Source organism: Sphingomonas sp. (assembly GCF_019746015.1).
Classification (GTDB): domain Bacteria; phylum Pseudomonadota; class Alphaproteobacteria; order Sphingomonadales; family Sphingomonadaceae; genus Sphingomonas.
Map to the genome: position 1 here is coordinate 1 of NZ_JAIESM010000048.1, position 3,671 is coordinate 3,671.

Sequence of the window (3,671 nt, forward strand, 5' to 3'; positions counted from 1 at the left end):
GGAGCGGGCTGGTGCCGTCACCGTTTCAGCGAAAGCTGAAACCCACTTCAGCCCGTCAGCGCCGCCACCATCCGCTGCTCGGCCGCCACCAGCGGCGCAAAGCTGGGCCGCGCCAGGATCGCCGCGACATAGGCCGCCAGCCGGGGCCAGCGCGCCGCGTCGATCGCGCACTCGGCATGCGCCAGATTGACGAAGGGGCTGGCCACCGCAATGTCGGCCAGCGTCAGCCGGTCCTCGACCAGAAACCCGCTCGCCGGGATCACGCCTTCGAGATAGTCGCAAACGGGCGGCAGCTCCTCCGCCTCGGCCTGCGCGGCGAGCGCCTCGTCACCGGCGCGCTTCAGGATTTTGGGCGCGAGGAAGCGGTTGAAGAAGATCTTGCCGCTGCCGCCGACGAAGATGGTGTCGGCCAGTTCGTCGAACCAGATCGTGCGCGCGCGCGCCATCGGCTCGGTGGGGATCAGTGCGGGCGCCGGAAATTTCGCCTCCAGATAGGCGATGATCGCGCTCGAATCCGAAATGCAGAAGTCGCGGCCGCCATCGGCACCGGGGTCGCGCAGCGCCGGCATCTTGCGGAACGGGCTTGCTTCCAGAAAGGCCGGCGGTTGCCCGGCTAGCCCCACCGGCTCCAGCGTGAGCGTAATGTCCTTCTCACGCGCATAGGCCAGCACCTTGCGGACATAGGGCGAAAGCACGGCGCCATAGAGGATCATGATCGGGCTCCTGATCGTTGCTGCTGCTGGCTAGGGTGTTCCGTTTCAGACCGCAACCTATTTCAGCGCATAATGGTCAGCGAGCCGGTCGAGCGCGAGCGTGAGGACGAGGCGACCGGCACGCGCCGGCCAGCCGAGCGCGCGTTCGGCGAGCGGCAGGCCTTCGCCGGCGCAGACGACGCGCCAGGCAATGTCGGCCAGGCCCGGGCCGAGCGCGGCAATCGCGGCGTCGAAGCGGCGCTTGGCGGCGATCCGGCCGAGCGCGGGATCGCCGGCGATGGCGCCGGCGTGGCGGCCGGCGGGCACCGCGTCCCACCGCATCGTCACCCGCGCCGCCAGGCCAGCCGCCTCGAAATCGGCGCGCAGCCGCTCGCCCGCCTCCATCTGGCGCGGCGAGACCAGCCCGCGCGCGGCGAGCCACGACAGCGGCGATTCGGCGCGGTTGACGGTCGCGCTGCGGCGGCCGGCGCGCGCTGGGCGGGCGGTGGGGCCGAAATCATCGAGTTCCACATCAACCATGTCGCGCATCGGGGGTCAGCTCCTGCGTTCGGGGGGCGAATCGCACTTGCCATAATCGGCTGGTTGTAGGAAAGAAGAATAACCGATCTGGTTATCTTAGGAAGGAGCGCCTGCGATGATCACCGCCATCCGCGATGTGCGCCGCGCGCGCGGCATGACGCTGGACGATGTCGCGCGCGCCTGTGTGCCGCCCACCACCGCGCAGACCATCGGCCGGCTGGAAACGGGCACGCGCACCGTCTCGGTCGCGTGGCTCAACCGCATTGCCGCCGCTTTGGGCGTGGAAGCGACCGAGCTGGTGCGCCTGTCGGACGAGGGCGTGCCGGTCGCCGCGCTGCTGGGGCCGGACGGGGCCGTGGCGCCGCGCGCGCCGATGGCGCTGGCCGCCCCGCGCCCCGGCACCGGGCTGGTCGGGCTGGTGGTGCAGGCCGGGCTGGGCGATTATCGCGCAGGCGACCAATTGTGGTGCGAGCGGCTGGCACCCGAGGGGTTCGCGCGCGCGCTCAACCGCGACGTGCTGGTGCCGCGCCCGGCCGGACGGTTCGCGTTCGGCCGGCTGATCGGGCGGGAGGAGGGGCGCATCCAGCTGATCGGGCTTGCCGCCGGCGCGCGCCAGCAGGTGCTGGCCGATCCACCCTGGATGGCGCGGGTCATCCGCCTGATTCGCGATTTATAACAAGGACTTGGGCGGGAAATGGTGGGCGCTGACGGACTCGAACCGCCGACATTCTCGGTGTAAACGAGACGCTCTACCAACTGAGCTAAGCGCCCCCGGCGCCGCCACTGGCAGAGCGCGCCGCTCAGCGCAAGGGGGCCGCCGCCCAATAGCGGCCCATCGCCGCCAGCGCCGCCGGCGACAGCGCCAGAAACGCCCGCCGGCCATCATCGGGATCGGGCGAGCGCACCAGCAGCCCCAGCGCCGTCAGCCGCTGGATCCAGCGCAGCGCTGTGGTCGGCGCGACGGCGGCGGCAATGCACAGCGACGAGACCGAGACCTGCGCCCCTTCCAGATGCGCGGCATGCAGGTCGAGCAGCATGTCCCAGGCCGGATCCTCGAACAGCCCGGCGCCGAACAGCGCGTCGCGCAGCCGCCGCGCCTTGATCACCGCACGGATATCGGCGGCAGTGACGGGGGCAGCCCCGGCATCGCCAGCGCGATAGGCGGTCGTCCGGTCGGCCAGCGCAACCGGCGGGCGCTCCCCCGGGTCGGCGGAAAGGCGGGACAGCGTCTCGACGAGGCGGGCAATCTCATCACGCAGCGCCGCCAGCCGCTCGGCCTCGGTCTCGCGCAGCCGGGGGGCGGGCGCGGCGCGGCGGGCCAGCGTCAGCGCCGCCACCCGCTCCGACAGCCCCGCCGCGCAGAGCAATTGCGCCGGCGTCTCGATCAGCGCGGCGGCGACCAGGTCGATCTGCGCCGGCGCCATCGCCACCACCAGCGCGGTGCCACCGGCCGCTGCCGCCGCCGCCGCCGCGATCAACGGCAGCAGCACATCATCGCCGAGGTCCGCTGCCTCGATCAGCAGCACGGGCGCCGCCACCGGCACGCTGAGCGCGGCCGGCGCGATCAGATGCGCGCCCGCCAGCGCGATAGCCTGTTCGCCCATCGCCGCCCCGGCCGGCGCCGCGACCAGCGCGACTGCGCCAGGCCCGGCGCCCCAACCCGTCATCGCGCGGTCACCCGATCGCCTTGACGATATCCTCGACCATCTTCTTGGCGTCGGCGAGCAGCATCATGGTGTTGTCCATGTAGAACACGTCATTGTCGACGCCGGCATAGCCCACGCCCCCCATGCTGCGCTTGATGAACAGCACGGTCTTGGCCTTTTCCACGTCGAACACCGGCATGCCGAAAATGGGCGATCCCTTGTCGGTCTTCGCCGCCGGATTGACCACGTCGTTCGCGCCGATGATGAAGGCGACGTCGGTCTGGGCGAACTCGCTGTTGATGTCCTCCAGCTCGAACACCTCGTCATAGGGCACGTTCGCCTCGGCGAGCAGCACGTTCATGTGCCCGGGCATGCGCCCCGCCACCGGGTGGATGGCGAACTTCACCCGCACGCCATGTTCCTTCAGCTTGTCGGTCATCTCGCGCAGCACATGCTGGGCCTGAGCGACGGCCATGCCGTAACCCGGCACGATGATGACCTGCTCGGCCTGGCTCATCAGGAAGGCGGCGTCATCGGCCGAGCCGCGCTTCCACGGCCGGTCGACCTTGGCCGCGTCCCCGCCCGAGGCGACCGCGCCGAAGCCGCCGGCGATCACGCTGATGAAGCCGCGGTTCATCGCCTTGCACATGATGTAGCTGAGGATCGCGCCCGACGAGCCGACCAGCGCGCCGGTGATGATCATCGCGGTGTTGTGCAGCGTGAAGCCCATCGCGGCGGCCGCCCAGCCCGAATAGCTGTTGAGCATCGAGACGACGACCGGCATGTCCGCCCC

At 70.8% G+C, this 3,671-nt stretch carries 5 protein-coding genes and 1 tRNA gene; 1 reads left to right on the forward strand and 5 read right to left on the reverse strand.

All coding sequences use genetic code 11. The features are described from left to right. Positions 1-47 precede the first annotated feature (47 nt). Together K2Y03_RS07605 and K2Y03_RS07610 are read right to left on the reverse strand one after the other, a co-directional pair. Complete coding sequence (locus K2Y03_RS07605) at positions 48-713, reverse strand: glutathione S-transferase family protein (protein WP_294089696.1); 666 nt, start codon at positions 711-713, stop codon at positions 48-50. Between the two features lie 57 nt (positions 714-770). Further along, positions 771-1,232 (reverse strand): DUF6456 domain-containing protein, encoded by a 462-nt coding sequence (locus tag K2Y03_RS07610; RefSeq protein ID WP_294089701.1) that lies wholly within the window; start codon positions 1,230-1,232, stop codon positions 771-773. 115 nt (positions 1,233-1,347) lie between these two features. On the opposite strand from K2Y03_RS07610, the gene K2Y03_RS07615 reads away from it, so the two are divergent. Continuing rightward, positions 1,348-1,908 (forward strand): helix-turn-helix transcriptional regulator, encoded by a 561-nt coding sequence (locus tag K2Y03_RS07615; RefSeq protein ID WP_294089697.1) that lies wholly within the window; start codon positions 1,348-1,350, stop codon positions 1,906-1,908. A gap of 19 nt (positions 1,909-1,927) precedes the next feature. On the opposite strand, the gene K2Y03_RS07620 is transcribed toward K2Y03_RS07615, so the two are convergent. The 3 genes from K2Y03_RS07620 to K2Y03_RS07630 all read right to left on the reverse strand — a co-directional run. Beyond that, a tRNA-Val gene (locus K2Y03_RS07620) sits at positions 1,928-2,003 on the reverse strand. Positions 2,004-2,032: 29 nt separating this feature from the next. Next, positions 2,033-2,899, reverse strand: coding sequence for a winged helix DNA-binding protein (locus K2Y03_RS07625; RefSeq protein ID WP_294089699.1), 867 nt, complete (start codon positions 2,897-2,899; stop codon positions 2,033-2,035). A gap of 7 nt (positions 2,900-2,906) precedes the next feature. Continuing rightward, a partial coding sequence (locus tag K2Y03_RS07630; RefSeq protein WP_294089700.1) for an NAD(P)(+) transhydrogenase (Re/Si-specific) subunit beta occupies positions 2,907-3,671 on the reverse strand: 765 nt, incomplete at its 5' end.